Origin of the sequence: Azospirillum melinis, assembly GCF_013340935.1 — a bacterium.
GTDB classification, from domain to species: Bacteria; Pseudomonadota; Alphaproteobacteria; order Azospirillales; family Azospirillaceae; genus Azospirillum; species Azospirillum melinis.
The window spans coordinates 86,120-101,888 of record NZ_WHOS01000014.1; the positions used below are offsets into that span (position 1 = coordinate 86,120).

The window sequence follows — 15,769 nt, forward strand, 5'->3', positions numbered from 1 at the left end:
TCCCTCGGCAGTGAGTAGACTTGGTGCGGCGGGCGGGGGGACGACAAAGAGATGTGGCGAGGAGCGACTTAAAGTGGAACGAAAGCGTCGCAAGCTATGCGCAACCTGGCCTGACCGGGCCGATGGGTTTCGGGCGACGTGGCTTGAACCAGCCTCGAACTGGTTGAGGTCTGGCCTATGATGCGTCTCGGAACAACAGCCGGCTCGGCCTTTGACACACTGACGGACAATGCGCCGATCGGCTTTGCTTTCTTCGATCGGGATCATCGCTACACGAAGGTCAATGCTGCCCTCGCAACGATCAACGGCATTCCGGCTGATGCGCATGTTGGCCGCACACTGGAAGAATTGCTGCCCGAGACTGCCCGAACCGTAGGGCCGATCATTGATCGGGTGTTCACGACCGGCGACGCGGTAGGGGGCTTCGAGATGGACGGGGAGACGCCTGCCAGCCCGGGCGCGCGGCGAACATGGCTCCTCGGCTTCTTTCCTGTTCCCGGTGAGGACGGCGCCGTCGCGCATGTCGGAGCGACCGTCGTGGAAATCACCGATCGGAAGCGAGCAGAGGCAGAGCTGCGCCAAAGCGAGGAACGGCTACGGCTTGCAACGGAACATGCCGAAATCGGTCTGTGGGACGTGGACGAGGTGAACCAGAAGTTGCACTGGCCGCCGATCGTCAAGGCAATGTTCGGGATCTCGGCGGACGTTCCCGTATCGATGCGGGACTATTACGAGGGCCTGCATCCCGACGACCACGAAGCAACCGCGGCGGCCTATGCAGCTGCCGCAGACCCCAACCGGCGTTCCCTCTACGATGTGGAATACCGCACGATTGGTAAAGAAGACGGCGTTGTGCGCTGGGTCGCGGCCAAGGGCCGTGGTGTCTTCGACGAGACGGGCCGCTGCCTGCGTGTGATCGGAACCGCGATGGACGTCACCGAGCGCAAGCGGGTGGAAGCGGAGCTTCGGGAATTGAACGAAGCGTTGGAACATCGCGTTGCTGAAGCCCTGGCAGGGCGCAAGGTGCTTGCCGATGTGGTCGACGGAACCGATATTTTTGTTCAGGTCGCGGACCTCGATTATAACTGGCTGGCGATCAACCGAGCAGCTTCGGCCGAATTCGCGCGCATTTTCGGGGTTCGGAAGCCGAAAGTCGGCGATAACATGCTCGCCTTGCTGGAAAGGCAGCCAGAGCATCAGGCCGCCGTTCGAGAGGTCTGGTCCCGCGCCCTTGCCGGAAAGGAGTTTGTCCAGACGGACGAGTTCGGCGATCCTTCGCTCGATCGGCGCTATTATGAGATGCGGTTCCGCAGCTTGCGCGACGCTGAAGGACGGCTGATCGGGGCCTATCAATTCGTTTCCGACGTGACGGAACGGCTGCGCGAACAGCATCGCTTGCGGGAAGCAGAGACTGCGCTTGCCCAGGCACAGAAAATGGAAGCGGTGGGTCAGCTGACAGGCGGCATAGCCCATGACTTCAACAACCTGCTTCAAGGCGTGGTAGGAAGCTTCGATCTCATCCGGCGCAAGTCCACCGATCATGAGCATGTGCAACGGTGGGCCGAAGCCGGGCTCAAGGCGGCCCAGCGCGGCTCCAGATTGTCGGGGCAGCTCCTGGCGTTCAGCCGCGCACAAAAAATCGAGCTGAAGCCGGTCCCTCTCTCCGATCTGGTAAGCGCCTTCCGTGAGATGATCGCCAGCACGATCGGGCCGCACATCAAGGTCAGCCTCGATCTTAAGACCGATGGCATCCGCGTGCTGGGTGATGAGGTCCAAATCGAGATGGCGGTCCTGAATTTGGCGTTGAACGCGCGCGACGCCATGCCGGAGGGTGGGGAGCTTACGATCAGTACGCGGCCGGTCAGTCTGGCAGGCGACCGGGAGCTGGCCGATGGCGACTATGTCGAACTCGCGGTGCGTGACACGGGAACGGGGATGCCGCCCGAAGTGGTCGCACGCGCCTTCGATCCGTTCTTCACGACCAAGGGCGTCGGCAAGGGGACGGGGCTGGGGCTGAGCCAGGTCTATGGCGCGATGCGTCAGGCCGGGGGCACCGTCCGCATCGACACCCGACCCGGCGAGGGCACGACGATGCGCCTGCTGCTGCGGAGAACAGACGATCTTGCTGAAAGGACTGCCGATGAGGGGCGAGTCACCGCAAAGGGCCTTTCGGCGCGAATCCTCGTGGTCGATGACGATCCCGATGTTCGGCATTTCCTCGTGGAGTCTCTCGGCGGACTCGGCTTTGCCGTGACGCAGGCCGAAGATGGCTCTGCCGGCCTAAAGGAGCTCGAACGATCGGCACCGGATCTGATGATCCTGGACTTTGCCATGCCAGGCCTGAACGGCGCAGAAGTGGCGAAACAGGCGCAGGCATGCCGGCCTGACATGCCGATCATTTTCGTGACGGGCTTCGCCGATAGCGCGGCACTCGAAGAGGTCGTGGGCAGCAACATTCCCGTGCTTAGAAAGCCATTCCAGATCGACGAGTTCGAACGTATGTTGCTGGCCGCATTGCAGGGCAGCGCACCAACGTCTTAGCGATGGCTGCGATCCCGGCTCAATTGGGCTTTCTGTTCCGCTGCTGACACTGTTGGCGAATTCAGGGGGGTGCGCGACGGATTGTTGGAGAGCCGCGAACCGGGAGATGCGGGGTTTTGCCAGGGGCCGGACGGTCCGAGATACCGGCATCGCCGCAGGTCGAAGAGTTGCAGGGCTTGGGCCAGCGTTCCCTCGACCCCAATCCGGGCCGGCGTCGGCGTCATTCCTCTGTCTTCTGCCGGCGGCGCGCATCCTGAAGCGCTTCATGCCCGGCGCGCGGCCGATAGCGGCCGACGCGCCGGATGGTCGACTTGAGATCGTCTGCCGGCAGAGTGTCCTTCATGCCCCGGCAGAGATGCTCTGCCCTCCCAAGCGCACACCGATGCAGCACTGAACACTGTGTTTCTCGCTTCCGGTGGAACGTCTCACCAACGCCCTGAGGATGCTGTCATGGAGATGTCCTCATTGGGGCTGCGCGCTTAACATAGTGTAATGCCTCCTCCCCTTTGTGATTATAGAGTCCGGTGGCCGACACTTCTGCCGGCAAGGCGTCCAATCAATGATAGAAAAAGATGTCTGATCTTGCTTGTGCAGGCGGTTCCAACTCTGGAGACATTCCCAGCGGACGGGCTGAGGCCCTTGCCGAGGAAAATGCCCGCTATGCCGCAATCATAAGCTCTTCTCCCGATGCCATCGTTGTCTTCGCGGCGGAGGATGGCCGGATCACCGCATGGAATGCGGCGGCCACCCGGATGTTCGGCTATAGCGCGCAGGAAGCGATTGGCGGGCCGGTCACTCTGCTGCTGCCCGCGCGGTGTCCGGAAGGCCCGGCCGGCGTGTTCGACCGCGCCTTGTCCGGCGAGGTGGTTCAGGTCGAAACAGTAAGGCGGCACAAGGATGGCACCCTTGTCGATGTGGCCATCACGGCCAACCGCATGACCGCTGCCGACGGCCGCGTTCTGGGCGTTGCCGCCTTCATGCGTGACATCAGCGATCGGAAGGCAGCCCGGGCGCAACTGCAGGCGAGCGAGGCCAAGTTCCAGGCCATCGTCGAGTCCATCGATCAGATGATCTGGTCGACGCGGCCGGATGGATACCACGACTATTTCAATCACCGCTGGTATGAGTTCACCGGCGTGCCGCCTGGGGCGACCGAAGGCGAGGCTTGGAGCGGCATGTTCCACCCCGACGACCGGGAGCGGGCTTGGAGTGTGTGGCGTCAATCACTCGCCACCGGTGAGCCCTACCACATCGAATACCGCCTGCGTCATTGGAGCGGCCGGTACCGGTGGGTCATCGGCCGGGCCCAGCCTGTCCGCGATGCGGCGGGGCGGATTGTCCGCTGGTACGGCACCTGCACCGACGTGCACGATCTCAAGACAACGCAGGAGGCGCTCCGCGCCAGCGAAGAACGGTTCCGCTTTGCTCTCGATGCGGCGGGAGGCATCGGTACCTGGAACTGGGATGTCCGGACGGACGGCGTCACCGTCGATGCCACCTTCGCCTCCCTGTTCGGCGTCGAACCGGCACGGGCGGCGGAGGGGCTGCCGATCACGGCCTATGTGTCAGCCATCCATCCGGACGATCGCGCCATGGTCGCCACGAAGATCGCGCGTGCCGTCGACGATGCAACCGACTATCTGGCGGAGTATCGGGTGACCGGTCTGGACGGGAAGACACGCTGGGTACTGGCGCGGGGACATTGCGCCCATGACGACCGTGGCATCCCGACGAGCTTTCCAGGGGTCGTGATCGACATCACCGACCGCAAGGCGACCGAAGAAGCCCTGCGCATCGCGGTCGAGCGCATCGATCTCGCTCTGACCAGTGGAGCCATCCTCGGCACCTGGGTCTGGGACATCCCGGTCGATCGCTTCACCGTCGATGAGCGCTTTGCCCGTACCTTCGCCCTTTCGCCGCAGTATAGTCAGAACGGTTTGTCCCTGGATGTTCTGATGGCGTCGATCCACCCCGAGGATTGGCCTCATGTCAGGCAGGCGGTCGCATCCGTCATGGAGGCAGGGGGAGCCTACAGCGCCGAGTACCGTGTGCGTCAGTTCGATGGCACCTACCGCTGGGTCGAGGCCAATGGGCATTGCAGTCTCGATGCGACGGGAAAGCCGCTCCGTTTCCCAGGCGTGCTGATCGACATCCACAAGCGCAAGACGGTTGAGGAGGACTTGCGCCGGAAGGAGGCGGAAGCCATCGAAGCGACCCGCATCCTCAGGACCGTCATCGAAGCGGTGCCGGCGCTCATCTATGTAAAAGACGTCGATGGCCGTATCCGCATCGCCAACGGCCCGGTGATGGAGCTGATCGGCAAGCCCTGGAGCGAGGTTGAGGGACACACCGATCTGGAGCTCCTCGACGATAAGGAACAAGGCCGACGGATCATGGAGACCGATCGGCGGATCATGGACGGCGGTGCGACCGAAGAACTGGAAGAGATCGTCGGGCACGACGAGCGCGGGCCGCGGATTTGGCTGTCCCACAAGTCGGCGTTCCGCAACGAGGCCGGGCAGGTCGTCGGTCTGGTCGGCACGTCCATCGATCTCACCAGCCGCAAACGGGCGGAGGAAGACCGCCAACTGCTGGTGCGTGAACTCAACCATCGGGTCAAGAACCTGTTCGCCGTCGCCGTGGGTATGGTCGCCATGACGGCGCGCACCTCCGCCGGAGTGCGGGATATGGCAGATGCCCTCACTGGCCGCCTTTTGGCATTGGCGCGAGCCCATGACCTGATTCGCCCAGCCGTGACCGGAGAAACCGCCACCACGGACGGCACCACCTTGTTGGAGCTGATGCAGGCGGTGATCGCTCCCCATCTCGCCGAGGGGGCTAAAAGTCTCCATCTCGACGGCCCACAGGTTCATGCCGGCCCGGCTGCAGCGACCAGTCTGGCTCTGACGCTCCATGAACTGGCGACGAATGCCGCAAAGTACGGCGCTTTGTCGTCGGCGCAAGGAACGCTGACGGTCTCCTGGCAGACAGAAGGCGGCGCGCTCATTGTGCTGTGGCAGGAAAGCGGAGGACCCGCCGTCCAAGGACCTCCCTTGCGACGTGGCTTCGGCTCGCAGCTCATGCACATGAGCATCGCCAGTCAGCTCGGTGGCCGCATCAGCCACGAGTGGTGCAGTGCCGGCCTGCGCGTCGCTCTTCTGATTCCGATCGAAAGGCTGAGCCACTGAACGCTCCGCCGGCTGTTGTGCGAACTGCATCCTCCCCTGGGAAACAGGACATCATGGTCCATACGCTCTCTTCCAGAACTCAGCCCGATCTTGGGAACGCCCATGTTCTCGTTGTCGAGGACGAGCCCTTCATCGCCTATGATCTCGTCCTGGCCGTCGAAGACGCCCATGGCTCGCCGGTCGGTCCGGCGGCAACGGTGCGGGAGGCGCTCGACCTGATCGCTTCCGGTGAGGTGGACGCTGCCATTTTGGACATGACCCTGTCCGATGGGCTTGCCGGAGCGGTTCTGGAGGTGCTGGACGGGAAAGGAGTGCCGATTGTTCTCCACACCGCAACCCCGCTGCCGTCCACCTTGGCGGAACGGTTCCCACGGGTCGCGGTTTACCCCAAGCCGACCGCGGTCTCGGTGCTCACACGGCATCTGGCCAAGCAGCTCCGACGCTGAAGGCCGCCGGCGCTTTCGAAACCTGCCGCGCGGATGGCGGAGCTGCCCTCCTTGTATGACAAGGAGGGCCGGGGCTCGACTCCGCCCCTCGCAATTTGCGTCATATTTTAAGAAAATCCTCTCATATTGCGTTCTGGAAATATAACAAAATTGCCGGCTGCTTAAGAAGTGCATAGTTTTCTTGTAGGCTTCCGGGAAGGCCATCTGAATTCGATGTTCATGCCCGGCGCAAGACTTGCATCCGTCCGAGATGGGATCGAGCCACTCGTTTAAGTTGGGAGCAGGGAATGCGCGACAACGGACCGGTGACCGGGACAGAAATTCTTCTGAGCGACAACCAGCTTCTGGTCTCAAGAACGGACATCAATGGCCGGATTGTTTTTGTCAACAAGGCGTTCACGGACATCAGCGGCTTTACCGAAGCGGAGCTGATCGGCGCTCCACACAACATCGCGCGTCACCCGCACATGCCGAAAGACGCGTTCGCAAATTTGTGGGCGACGATCAAAGAGGGGCGCCCCTGGGAAGGTCTGGTCAAGAACAGGGCCAAGAGCGGCGACCATTACTGGGTCAAGGCCAACGTCACCCCGGTCACCGAAGACGGCCGGATCACCGGCTTCATTTCCATCCGCTCCAAACCCGCGTGGGCCTCCGTTGAGGAGGCGGAGCGGGTTTACGCCCTGCTCAGGTCCGGCACTCCGCACGCGTATGCCCTGCTGGATGGCGACATCGTCAGGCACGGGATCGGGCCGACGATGACCCGATGGGCCAGGAGCATCACCGGCCGCCTGACCGCCACCTTCGTCCTGTTCATGCTCGTGATGGCTGGCCTGGGCCTGCCGCCCCTTTTCCATGCCGAACTCACCGAGGCGGTGACCCTTGGCTTGCTCGCATCCGGGACCCTGTTCGCGGTCGCTGCCGGCGGCCTCATCCTGAAGACGGTTCGCCGGCCTCTGTCCCTTGTCGAAGCCCATCTTGACGCCATCGCGCGCGGCGACCTGCGTGCCCATATCCCCAGTTCGGGCATTGCCGAATTCGGCCGCATCCGGTCGACGCTCAATGCGGTAAAGGCCAGGCTGGACTATGCCGGTCAGGAGCGGGGCGAACGGCAGCGGCAAGCGGATGAAGACCGTGCCTCCGCGATGCTCGCCATGGCAGCGACGGTTGAACGCGAAGCAGGGCAGGCGGTGGAGGAGGTTGCCAGGCATACCGGTGGCATGGCCGACGATGCCGACCGCATGGCCGCGGCGGCAGACCGGGTCAGCGACAACGCCCGCACGGTTTCCGCCGCCGCCGAACAGGCACTGACCAACGCGCAGACCGTGGCGTCGGCGACCGAAGAACTGGCGGCCTCGATCCGGGAGATTTCGGCCCAGATCGCCCACTCGAGCACCGTCACCCGCCGTGCCGTGACAGGGGGAACCCATACGCAGGAGACGATCACCTCACTCTCCAGCGCCGTCAATCGGATCGGCGACGTCGTGAAGCTCATCGACGACATCGCCAGCCAAACCAACCTCCTGGCGCTAAATGCCACCATCGAGGCGGCGAGAGCGGGGGAGGCGGGAAAGGGCTTTGCCGTCGTTGCCCAGGAGGTCAAGACCCTCGCCAACCAGACCGCCCGCTCGACCGAGGAGATCACGCGCCTCATTGCCGAGGTTCAGGCCGTGACCGGCGCGGCGGTGACTGCGGTGGAGCAGATCGGCAGCACGATCGGCGAGATCGATCAGGTCACCGGAGCGATCGCCGCGGCCATGGAGGAACAAGCCGCCGCCACCCAGGAGATCAGCCGCAACGTCGTCGAAACCTCCCGCGCCGCCCAGGCGGTGTCCGCCAGCATCGCCACCGTATCGCAGGAGGCTGCCCAGACCGGTTCCCAGGCCGCCCAGGTCCGCCTCGGCTCGGACGAGGTCGCGCATAGCATCGAGGCCCTGCGCAGAACGTTGGTGCGCGTCGTCCGGACATCGACAACCGAAGCGGATCGCCGGCGTAGCCCCCGTTATGCCATCGATCACCCGGCCCAACTCGCGACGGCCCGAGGACCGCTGACGGTCCGCATTGCCGACCTGTCGATGGACGGAGCCAGACTGCTGACGCCCCGGCAGCACGCATTGACACCCGGAGATACCGCTCGATTGGCACCGGACCGCATGTCCGCGACGGTCACCGTTACGGTGCAAGCGGTGAGCGACGGAGCGGTGCATGTCCGATTCGACAGACAAGAGGAAACCGTGCCCGGGCTCCTTGAGCAAATGGCTCACCGTGCCGGCCTCACTCCGCTTGTCCGGGCGGCGGAGTGAGGAAATCTGCCGGGGATGAGGCTTGTCTTCATCCCCAGCATGATCCTTATACGGCCGGAAAGGGCATCTGACAGGCGAGAACGAGCTTGTTGGGTGGACTGACCTCCATCACCATTGCCCCGGCGGCGACGGCAGCCTCGATGTCGTTCGCCGTCATCCCAGCGGTATCCCCGAGCCAGATCGGACCGTCGGGGAGCAGGACGACCAGACATCCCACTTTGCGATGGGTGTCAAAATCCGCCTCAACCGGGTATTTCTGCCCCACCTGATACAGAGAAAATCCATCCTTGCTGCAGGTGCAGTGAACGAACGAATGCATGGATCACGATTTCCCTGACGTGAGAATAATAAAACCTCGGGTTTGTCCTGACGAAATTACAAATGAAATTCCAATTTATCTCACTCCTTTTTAGAGGGGAAAGCAAAAAGAAAGCGTTATAGTATGAGAAATTTTCATGGTATCCATGAGACGCTATTGGCGCATAGACCAGAAATCTTAAGCATTGGACGTCTGCATCGTTTGGGCTCGACAGTCATCGTTGCACATGAACACCTGTGGTCCGCTCAGGTCTCCCAGGATGGATGCGGCAGCAACACTCTGTTCAAACATTTTACCAAAACAAAGGCAAGCCGTTGAGGTCATCGTAGCTCTTCACCCGCAGCCGGCGCGAAGACACGCTCGCAGACCAAGCCGACCCGGTTCTCGACCTCCCCCTGTTCCCAGCCCCAAGCCGGGCTGCAGGCGACCGGATCGACCGGTTGGTGGTTGCACATCTGCGGGAAGTGCCGGTTGTGGACGCGCTCCTTGCCGGTGATCCTCGTATCGACGGCCGTTTTCATGGTGTCACAGATGCACCGCCTACTCGAACACCACCCCCTGACTTTCGCGCGGGTGGGCCCATAGGGGTCACTACACGAAAGTGCGCAGATTGTCCGGGATGTGGGAATGGAGCATGACCGGAGGGCGATTATGGAACATGGGGAAATGCAACCGCGCTCAGCGTCGGTCGCCGTCCGCCCCCTGTCGCGACGCCCACCACGCCCGCACCACCCGCAGCCGCTGCGCCGCCGCCTCGCTGTCATGGCGCGCTAGGCGCGCGTAGGCGTCCGCCACCGCCTCGGCAGCCCGCCGCACCCGCTCCTGCGCCGCCCGGAGCTGCTCGTCGTCAGGGAAATCGTCCATGCCTCGTTAACAGGACAGGCCATGCCCTGTTAACGAGGCACCTCCTTGTCCGTCGGCATCCTGCGGGGCGTGCCCGGTCGCAGATGCCGATTTTCCCCCTTTGCTCAGGAGGCTAGCCCTCTCCGGTCGGACAGCAGGGCGGTGATCACCGGGACCAGCGCGGACAAAGAATAAGGCTTGCGCAGAACCACCAAGCGTCCTGGCTCTTCGTCCGGAATATGTTCGCTGAACCCGGTGGTGACGACGATCGGCAGCTCGGGACGCCGCTGCCGGAGGATCCGGATCAGCGCCTCGCCGTTCATCACTGGCATGCGCATGTCGGTGAGCAGGAGGTCGGCCGGATCGGCAGCGTCAGCCTCGACGGCTTGCAGTCCGTTGTGTGTGGTGGTGACCCGAAACCCTTCGGACTCCAGAACTTCGGACACCACCATCGCGACCAAATCCTCGTCCTCGGCGAGTAGAACGTGAGGGGAATAGAGCATGAATCACGCAAAAGTGAAATTCCATTAACGTAACAATATCTAAGTAAGTGCGCGGCCAGCAACAGAAAACGCTTTCCACATTCAGTAACAAAACGATGGCATCGCCTAATATATACATACCTGAGGCGTAACAGTTGTACCCGATCCCTCAAGAAGGGAATTGCCCCATACGCCTTTGGCCGTCCGATGGGGGCGCTCGAACACGTCGGCTGAGATAGCGGGGTCCAGCGATTGTAGACCATGCAGGAGTGCCGCCACGCACTGCAGCGCGACGTGACCGCTAAAAGCCCCACCCACCGGAAAACCGCCCGGCCTTATCCTACGTATATGACACACATTGCGAACGCGGCGAACCTCCGACCACATTGCCTGTCCGAGCGACACGCCATCATGGATCCCGACAAATCGACCCCCGACCCTGGATCCGATACCCTCCAGACCCGCACCCGCAACCCTCCCGGCGGCGAGCTTCAGGCAACGCCTCTGCTCAACCGCCTCCTTGCTGACGCCCTCGACGCCGAGCGCCACATCATGGCGTTGCTCAAAATCATCCTCGCCGACACCACGGTCCAGGGCGTGTTTCCGAGCGCGGACGCCAGAGCGATCCACCGTACACTTGCTAGCCATGCCGCGGAGGTGAACGGCCCCACCTTGTCAATCGGCTTGAGATTGGGACCCTGGATCGGCGCGGAAAAGGGACCCCGTTGAGCTGGTGAGGACTTGTCGCCCAGGTCGTCCATGGAGGGGACCCGCGCGTGCCGCGCAGTGCCCTCATCTGCGACGGAGCGGCACGCGCGGGGAGGCGCTGTGGGCGACCTGGGCGACCCAGGTCAGGCGCGGTTTTTGAAGCGCCAGCTTTCGTTGCCGGTCTCGAGGATCTCGCAGTGGTGGGTAAGCCGGTCGAGCAAGGCGGTGGTCATCTTGGCGTCACCGAAGACGGACGGCCATTCCCCGAACGCCAAGTTGGTGGTGACGATCACGGAGCTGCGCTCGTAAAGCCGGCTGATCAGATGGAACAGCAGCTGACCGCCGGACTGGGCGAAGGGCAGGTAACCGAGTTCGTCGAGGACGATGAAATCCATCCGCGCGAGATAATCGGCCAGGCGCCCCTGCCGGCCGGCCCTGGTTTCAGCCTCCAACCGGTTGACGAGATCGACGACGTTGAAGAAGCGTCCCCGGGAACCGGCCCGGATGCAAGCCCGGGCGATCGCGATGGCGAGATGGGTCTTGCCGGTCCCGGTGCCGCCGACCAGCACGACGTTGCGCTGCTGGGCCAGGAAGGCGCCGCCGGCGAGATCGCGCACCAGGGTTTCGTTGACCGGCGTGTCGTCGAAGGCGAAATCGTCGATGTCCCTGGCGAGCGGCAGCTTGGCGATGGTGATCTGGTACTTTATCGAGCGCGCCTGCTTCTCGGAGATCTCGGCGGTGAGCAGGTCGCCGACGACCCGCTGCGGCTCGTGCTGGCGCTTAACGGCGGTGGCAATGAGTTCATCGTAGGCGGCCTTCATGCCGTAGAGCTTGAGTTCGCTCATGGTGGCCAGGATCTCGGCACGCTCCATCACAGGGGTCTCCTCAGGCTGTCGTAGCGGGCGCAATCGGCGGCCGGCTCGTGCCGGAGCCGCAGGGCATCGGAGGTCATGATCGTGATCGGCGCCGCCGGTTCCCGGCGCCGCGCGAGGATATTGAGGATGACGGCGGCGGAATGAACGCCCTCGCGCAAGGCCTCGGCGCAGGCCGCCTCGACGGCTGGCAGTCCGTCGCTCAGCACGGCGCCGAGAATGTCCACCATCTGCCGGTCGCCGTCCTCGACGGCGGCGAGTTTGCGCCGGACGCGTTCCAGACCGGCCGGCAGGACCCAATCCTTGAACGGTGCCCCATTGCGCAAGGCCCCCGGTTTGCGCGCCAGGACCGGGACATAGTGCCAGGGATCGAACACCGTTCTGTCGCGCCCGAAGCACCGGGCGTGTTCACCGACGATCCGTCCATCCTGGCGCAGTTCGATCCGCTCGGCATAGGCGCGGATTTCCACCAGACGGCCCACCGCGCCGGCCACGACCGAATACTTGTTGTTGTCGAAGCGCACCAGACAGGTCTTGGACACCGAAGCCGGTACGGCATGGAAGCCGTCGAAGCGCCCGGCATAAGGAACCAAGCTCGGCCGCTCTGTCTCGAACATCTCCCAGACCGTCCGCTCCCGCATTTCAGGATGGCGATATGCCTTGGCGTGGGCGACGCAGCGGTCCAGGAGCAAGCCGTTGAGTTCGTCGTAGCTCTTCACCCGCAGCCGGGGGGTGAAGAAGCGCTCGCGGACCAAGCCGACCTGGTTCTCGACCTGTCCCTTTTCCCAGCCCGATGCCGGGGTGCAGGCGACCGGATCGACCAGATAGTGGCTGCACATCTGCAGGAAGCGCCGGTTGTAGACACGCTCTTTGCCGGCGAAGATCGTGTCGACCGCCGTCTTCATGTTGTCGTAAATGCCCCGCGTACAGGCTCCCTTGAAGAAGGCAAAGGCCCGGTCGTGGGCGTCGAACACCATCTCCTGGCTTTCGCGCGGATAGGCCCGTACGAACAGCATCCGGCTGTGGCACAGGCGGACATGGGCCACCTTCACCGTGACCGTCGTTCCGTTGATCAGGACAACCTCATGGCTCCAGTCGAACTGGTAGGCCTCGCCTGGCGCAAAGCTCAACGGCACGTAGGCTTGGGCGACGGAGGGGCCCTGCTCCTGCCGCCAAACCCGGGCATAACGACGGACAGCGTCGTAGCCGCCTTCATAGCCGCGGGACCGTAACGTTTCGAACAGCCGGACCAGCGTCAGGCGCTCGCGTGATGCTTTCCCCTCGTTGGCCAGCAACAGAGCATCCAGCTCTTCACGCCAGGGGCCGATCTTCGGCAAAGGCTGGTTCGTGCGCGTGTAGCAGAACTCCGTGGCCTCCGACCGGATCACCTTCCGCACGACCTTCCGGGAAAGCCCGAACTCCCGGCAGATCACCTTGATCGGCTTCTGCTGCACGAAGTAGGCACGACGGATCTTCGCGATCGTTTCCACAATCAGCATCCCTCGACAGGCCTCCATGTCCTCCATGGCGGCCAGTGTGGACCCAAAGCATCGGGGGTCCCGTTTGGATGCCGATCACCCCCTATACGGGGTCCTTATTCCGGTTCATCCGCGCATTCGGTGCTGAGGTGGCATAGGCCGCAGTAATGGCTGGCGTGGCAGTCGTCAGGCGGTGCACAAGACGCGCTGGCGGAGCAGATCGAACTTGGCGCGGCCGAACATCTGCCGCTTGATGAGCTTCAGGCGGTTGATCTGCCCTTCGACCGGGCCATTGCTCCAGGGCTCCTGGAGAGCCGCTTGCAACGCGTCGAGATCGGCGGCCAGACCTTGAGCGAAGTTGCGCAGCGCTGTCGCGGAGGCCGCCTCCAGCCACGCGGCGAGGGACCTCGCGCTCTGCCGGCGGAGGAGTTTGCCAAAGTCGTTGATGAGGTCTGCCACCTCACGGATGCTTGGCGCGATCGCCCGCACGGTGTCGACGAACCGGCGGTCGGCAGGGCTCAGCGTGGTCGGGTCACTCGTCAGCAGGCGGGCCGCGCGACGGCTGGATGGCACCCGCCACAACGGCAGGGGAGCATCAGGTCGCTCAGACTCGGCCATTCGCCGCCGTTTGGCCCAGCGGCGCACGATGTCATAGCCGCCCTCGAACCCCTGCTTGACGAGGGCGCGCCAGATGGCGGCGGCGTTGCGCCGTTCACTGCGCCATGCGGCCTTGGCGAAGGACGTGTAGCGATCCAGCAGGCTCGGCCCCGGAGACCGTCGATATGGAGCGGCTTCGCCGGCACGAAGCCACCGGCGCACCGCGTTGCGGGCTACCCCGGTCCGGCGGACGATCTCCTTGATCGGGAGCCCCTGCGCGTGCAACTGCGCGACCATGCGGTAGCGCACCTGCCGCCGGGCGCCGGCATTGCTGGGCGACGGTTTCATGGCGTCCAGTGGGAAGGCGCATGCGGACGGGCGAACACCGGAGCCGCACAGCCGTGCAGCTTCGCGCAGTTCAGCGTGGTGGCGGTCCAGGAAGGAGCGCAGGGCGTCCGACGCGTTGACGAGCAGGTGCCACCGATCCGCCACCTGCACGGCGCACGGCGCGCCGGTGCGGATGGCTTCGGCGTAGGGGCCGGATCGATCACGGCTGACCAGCGCGACGGTCGGGTGTCGCTTCAGCCACCCGCGCAGAGGAGCGGCGGAGCGATCCGGCAGCAGGTCGATCACCCGGCCGCGTTCCAGATCGCACACGATGGTTCCGTAGCGCCGGCTGCGGCGCCATGCCCAGTCGTCGACACCAATCACCCGCGGAGGCGGACACGGTGGTGGCGGCAGTTTGCGGATGAGGCGCAGGATGGTATCGCCGCTCACCGGCATGGCCAGCTTCGACGCCAACCGCGCCCCCGGCTCGCCGCCCAGCACCAGGCCGATCTGAGCTTGAGCCAACGCCAGCCGCCCCGTCCGCCGCTCCTTGCGGGCAATCTCGGGCAGGCGCTCGGCAAAGATGCGCGATCCGCAGTGCCGGCAACGGAAGCGACGAACCTGAACCCGCAGAACGATCTGGCGTCCCTGCCACGGCAAGTCAGCGATGGTGCGCCAATAGTGGCTGTGAACGTGGTCCGATCCCGTTCCGCAGGTCGGACAGGTTGCCACCGTTCCAATCGTTCGGGCGGTGATGACGATGCGATCCTGCTCGATCATAACCGCCGTCGCCTGAAGGCCGGCCGGCACCAGCGGCAGGGCGCAATCCGAGATCTGCATCATGTGAATCTCCCCGCTTCACATGTGCATCAACAGCTACGAGCCGTCCGTCTCAGCACCGAAAGCACGGAAGAACCCTTATTCCATGCCGATTCACACCCACCTGCCGCTTTCCGAACTGTGACTGTTCCCCCATGACCTGCCGGGCCGCCCAGCATCCAGCATGACCGATCATCTTGCCGACGACATCGACGAGTTCATGGCCGATCTCCGCGCCTGGACGTCAAGCACCCAGCGCTTCGCCCAAAAAATCCATGCCCTGTCCCAGCTGCAGCGCTCACGCCCCGCGGAACTGCGAATCGAAGCGGAGGAAGCTGTCCAGCGGATCCAAAGCAGACGCTACACGGAGCAGGACGTGCGGGATCTGGTTGAGGCCCTCCGCCGGCAGAGGGCGGGATCCTCATCCCATCACGGTGACGGCTAACGCTGGTCCCTATACGCTTCCCGTCGGGCCTCCAGCCATGGCTGTATCTCCCTGCATCGCTCCCGCGCCGCCACCGTCACGTTCTCACACCGCTCCGATACTGGACTTGTGAACCGCCTCCTAACCGAGACGGCGATCCCAAAATGCGCAAAGTCGAGAATCACTCTCGTGTAGTGACCCCCCCATACGAACAGCATCCGGCTTTGGCACAGACGGACCGGGACCACCTTCACCGTGACCGTCGTTCCGTTGATCGGGACGACCTCATGGCTCCGGTCGAACTGGCAGACCTCGCCCGGGGCAAAGCTCAACGGCATATAGGCTTGGGCGATGGAGGCGCCTCCTCCTGCCGGCAAACCCGGGCGTAGCGGCGGACTGGGTCGTAGCCGCCCCTCAGGCACCCC

The 15,769-nt window shown here is 63.8% G+C and carries 12 protein-coding genes and 3 pseudogenes; 6 read left to right on the forward strand and 9 right to left on the reverse strand.

Features of this window, described 5'->3' with window-relative positions; all coding sequences use genetic code 11:
* Positions 1-177 precede the first annotated feature (177 nt).
* Positions 178-2,541, forward strand: coding sequence for a PAS domain-containing sensor histidine kinase (locus GBZ48_RS13150; RefSeq protein ID WP_174471472.1), 2,364 nt, complete (start codon positions 178-180; stop codon positions 2,539-2,541).
* Between the two features lie 220 nt (positions 2,542-2,761).
* Here the strand turns inward: GBZ48_RS13150 and GBZ48_RS36720 are convergent, their stop codons facing one another.
* A complete protein-coding gene (locus tag GBZ48_RS36720) occupies positions 2,762-2,884 on the reverse strand; it encodes a hypothetical protein (RefSeq protein ID WP_281362409.1) in 123 nt (40 codons plus the stop codon).
* 229 nt (positions 2,885-3,113) lie between these two features.
* On the opposite strand from GBZ48_RS36720, the gene GBZ48_RS13155 reads away from it, so the two are divergent.
* From GBZ48_RS13155 to GBZ48_RS13165, 3 genes are all read left to right on the forward strand, one after another.
* Positions 3,114-5,729, forward strand: coding sequence for a PAS domain S-box protein (locus GBZ48_RS13155; protein ID WP_174471473.1), 2,616 nt, complete (start codon positions 3,114-3,116; stop codon positions 5,727-5,729).
* Between the two features lie 53 nt (positions 5,730-5,782).
* Positions 5,783-6,175: a response regulator gene (locus tag GBZ48_RS13160; protein ID WP_174471474.1), complete on the forward strand. Its 393-nt coding sequence runs from the start codon at positions 5,783-5,785 to the stop codon at positions 6,173-6,175.
* 287 nt (positions 6,176-6,462) lie between these two features.
* Positions 6,463-8,475, forward strand: a complete 2,013-nt coding sequence (locus GBZ48_RS13165; protein ID WP_174471475.1) for a methyl-accepting chemotaxis protein — start codon at positions 6,463-6,465, stop codon at positions 8,473-8,475.
* Positions 8,476-8,521: 46 nt separating this feature from the next.
* Here the strand turns inward: GBZ48_RS13165 and GBZ48_RS13170 are convergent, their stop codons facing one another.
* The 4 genes and pseudogenes from GBZ48_RS13170 to GBZ48_RS13185 form a co-directional block, all read right to left on the reverse strand.
* The gene (locus GBZ48_RS13170; RefSeq protein WP_174471476.1) at positions 8,522-8,794 is read right to left on the reverse strand and encodes a hypothetical protein; all 273 of its coding nucleotides are present in this window, start codon (positions 8,792-8,794) and stop codon (positions 8,522-8,524) included.
* 301 nt (positions 8,795-9,095) lie between these two features.
* Positions 9,096-9,363: pseudogene (locus GBZ48_RS13175) on the reverse strand (IS21 family transposase); the annotation flags it as partial.
* A gap of 109 nt (positions 9,364-9,472) precedes the next feature.
* Positions 9,473-9,658, reverse strand: a complete 186-nt coding sequence (locus GBZ48_RS13180) for a hypothetical protein (RefSeq protein WP_174471478.1) — start codon at positions 9,656-9,658, stop codon at positions 9,473-9,475.
* A 104-nt stretch (positions 9,659-9,762) separates the two neighbouring features.
* Positions 9,763-10,140 carry a response regulator gene (locus GBZ48_RS13185; protein ID WP_281362410.1) on the reverse strand — a complete coding sequence of 126 codons (378 nt, stop codon included), beginning with the start codon at positions 10,138-10,140 and terminating at the stop codon, positions 9,763-9,765.
* A 390-nt stretch (positions 10,141-10,530) separates the two neighbouring features.
* On the opposite strand from GBZ48_RS13185, the gene GBZ48_RS13190 reads away from it, so the two are divergent.
* On the forward strand, positions 10,531-10,848 hold the full coding sequence (locus GBZ48_RS13190; protein ID WP_174471480.1) for a hypothetical protein: 318 nt from the start codon (positions 10,531-10,533) through the stop codon (positions 10,846-10,848).
* A gap of 122 nt (positions 10,849-10,970) precedes the next feature.
* Here GBZ48_RS13190 and istB read toward each other — a convergent pair whose 3' ends face one another.
* From istB to GBZ48_RS13205, 3 genes and pseudogenes are all read right to left on the reverse strand, one after another.
* Positions 10,971-11,699 carry an IS21-like element helper ATPase IstB gene (gene istB, locus GBZ48_RS13195; protein ID WP_174471481.1) on the reverse strand — a complete coding sequence of 243 codons (729 nt, stop codon included), beginning with the start codon at positions 11,697-11,699 and terminating at the stop codon, positions 10,971-10,973.
* Positions 11,629-13,198: pseudogene (gene istA / locus GBZ48_RS13200) on the reverse strand (IS21 family transposase). Before istA ends, istB begins: the two are co-directional and overlap by 71 nt.
* A 165-nt stretch (positions 13,199-13,363) precedes the next feature.
* Positions 13,364-14,920 carry an ISL3 family transposase gene (locus tag GBZ48_RS13205; protein WP_174471519.1) on the reverse strand — a complete coding sequence of 519 codons (1,557 nt, stop codon included), beginning with the start codon at positions 14,918-14,920 and terminating at the stop codon, positions 13,364-13,366.
* A 184-nt stretch (positions 14,921-15,104) separates the two neighbouring features.
* On the opposite strand from GBZ48_RS13205, the gene GBZ48_RS13210 reads away from it, so the two are divergent.
* Positions 15,105-15,365, forward strand: a complete 261-nt coding sequence (locus tag GBZ48_RS13210; protein ID WP_174471483.1) for a hypothetical protein — start codon at positions 15,105-15,107, stop codon at positions 15,363-15,365.
* A 185-nt stretch (positions 15,366-15,550) separates the two neighbouring features.
* On the opposite strand, the pseudogene GBZ48_RS36220 reads toward GBZ48_RS13210, so the two are convergent.
* Positions 15,551-15,756, reverse strand: a pseudogene (locus GBZ48_RS36220) (IS21 family transposase); the annotation flags it as partial.
* Between the last annotated feature and the right edge of the window lie 13 nt (positions 15,757-15,769).

Coding starts and splice junctions, on each gene's coding strand:
- GBZ48_RS13150 (WP_174471472.1), top strand. CDS start 178: ATGATGCGTCTCGGAACAACAGCCGGCTCGGCCTTTGACACACTGACG.
- GBZ48_RS36720 (WP_281362409.1), bottom strand. CDS start 2,884: ATGAAGGACACTCTGCCGGCAGACGATCTCAAGTCGACCATCCGGCGC.
- GBZ48_RS13155 (WP_174471473.1), top strand. CDS start 3,114: ATGTCTGATCTTGCTTGTGCAGGCGGTTCCAACTCTGGAGACATTCCC.
- GBZ48_RS13160 (WP_174471474.1), top strand. CDS start 5,783: ATGGTCCATACGCTCTCTTCCAGAACTCAGCCCGATCTTGGGAACGCC.
- GBZ48_RS13165 (WP_174471475.1), top strand. CDS start 6,463: ATGCGCGACAACGGACCGGTGACCGGGACAGAAATTCTTCTGAGCGAC.
- GBZ48_RS13170 (WP_174471476.1), bottom strand. CDS start 8,794: ATGCATTCGTTCGTTCACTGCACCTGCAGCAAGGATGGATTTTCTCTG.
- GBZ48_RS13180 (WP_174471478.1), bottom strand. CDS start 9,658: ATGGACGATTTCCCTGACGACGAGCAGCTCCGGGCGGCGCAGGAGCGG.
- GBZ48_RS13185 (WP_281362410.1), bottom strand. CDS start 10,140: ATGCTCTATTCCCCTCACGTTCTACTCGCCGAGGACGAGGATTTGGTC.
- GBZ48_RS13190 (WP_174471480.1), top strand. CDS start 10,531: ATGGATCCCGACAAATCGACCCCCGACCCTGGATCCGATACCCTCCAG.
- istB (WP_174471481.1), bottom strand. CDS start 11,699: ATGGAGCGTGCCGAGATCCTGGCCACCATGAGCGAACTCAAGCTCTAC.
- GBZ48_RS13210 (WP_174471483.1), top strand. CDS start 15,105: ATGACCGATCATCTTGCCGACGACATCGACGAGTTCATGGCCGATCTC.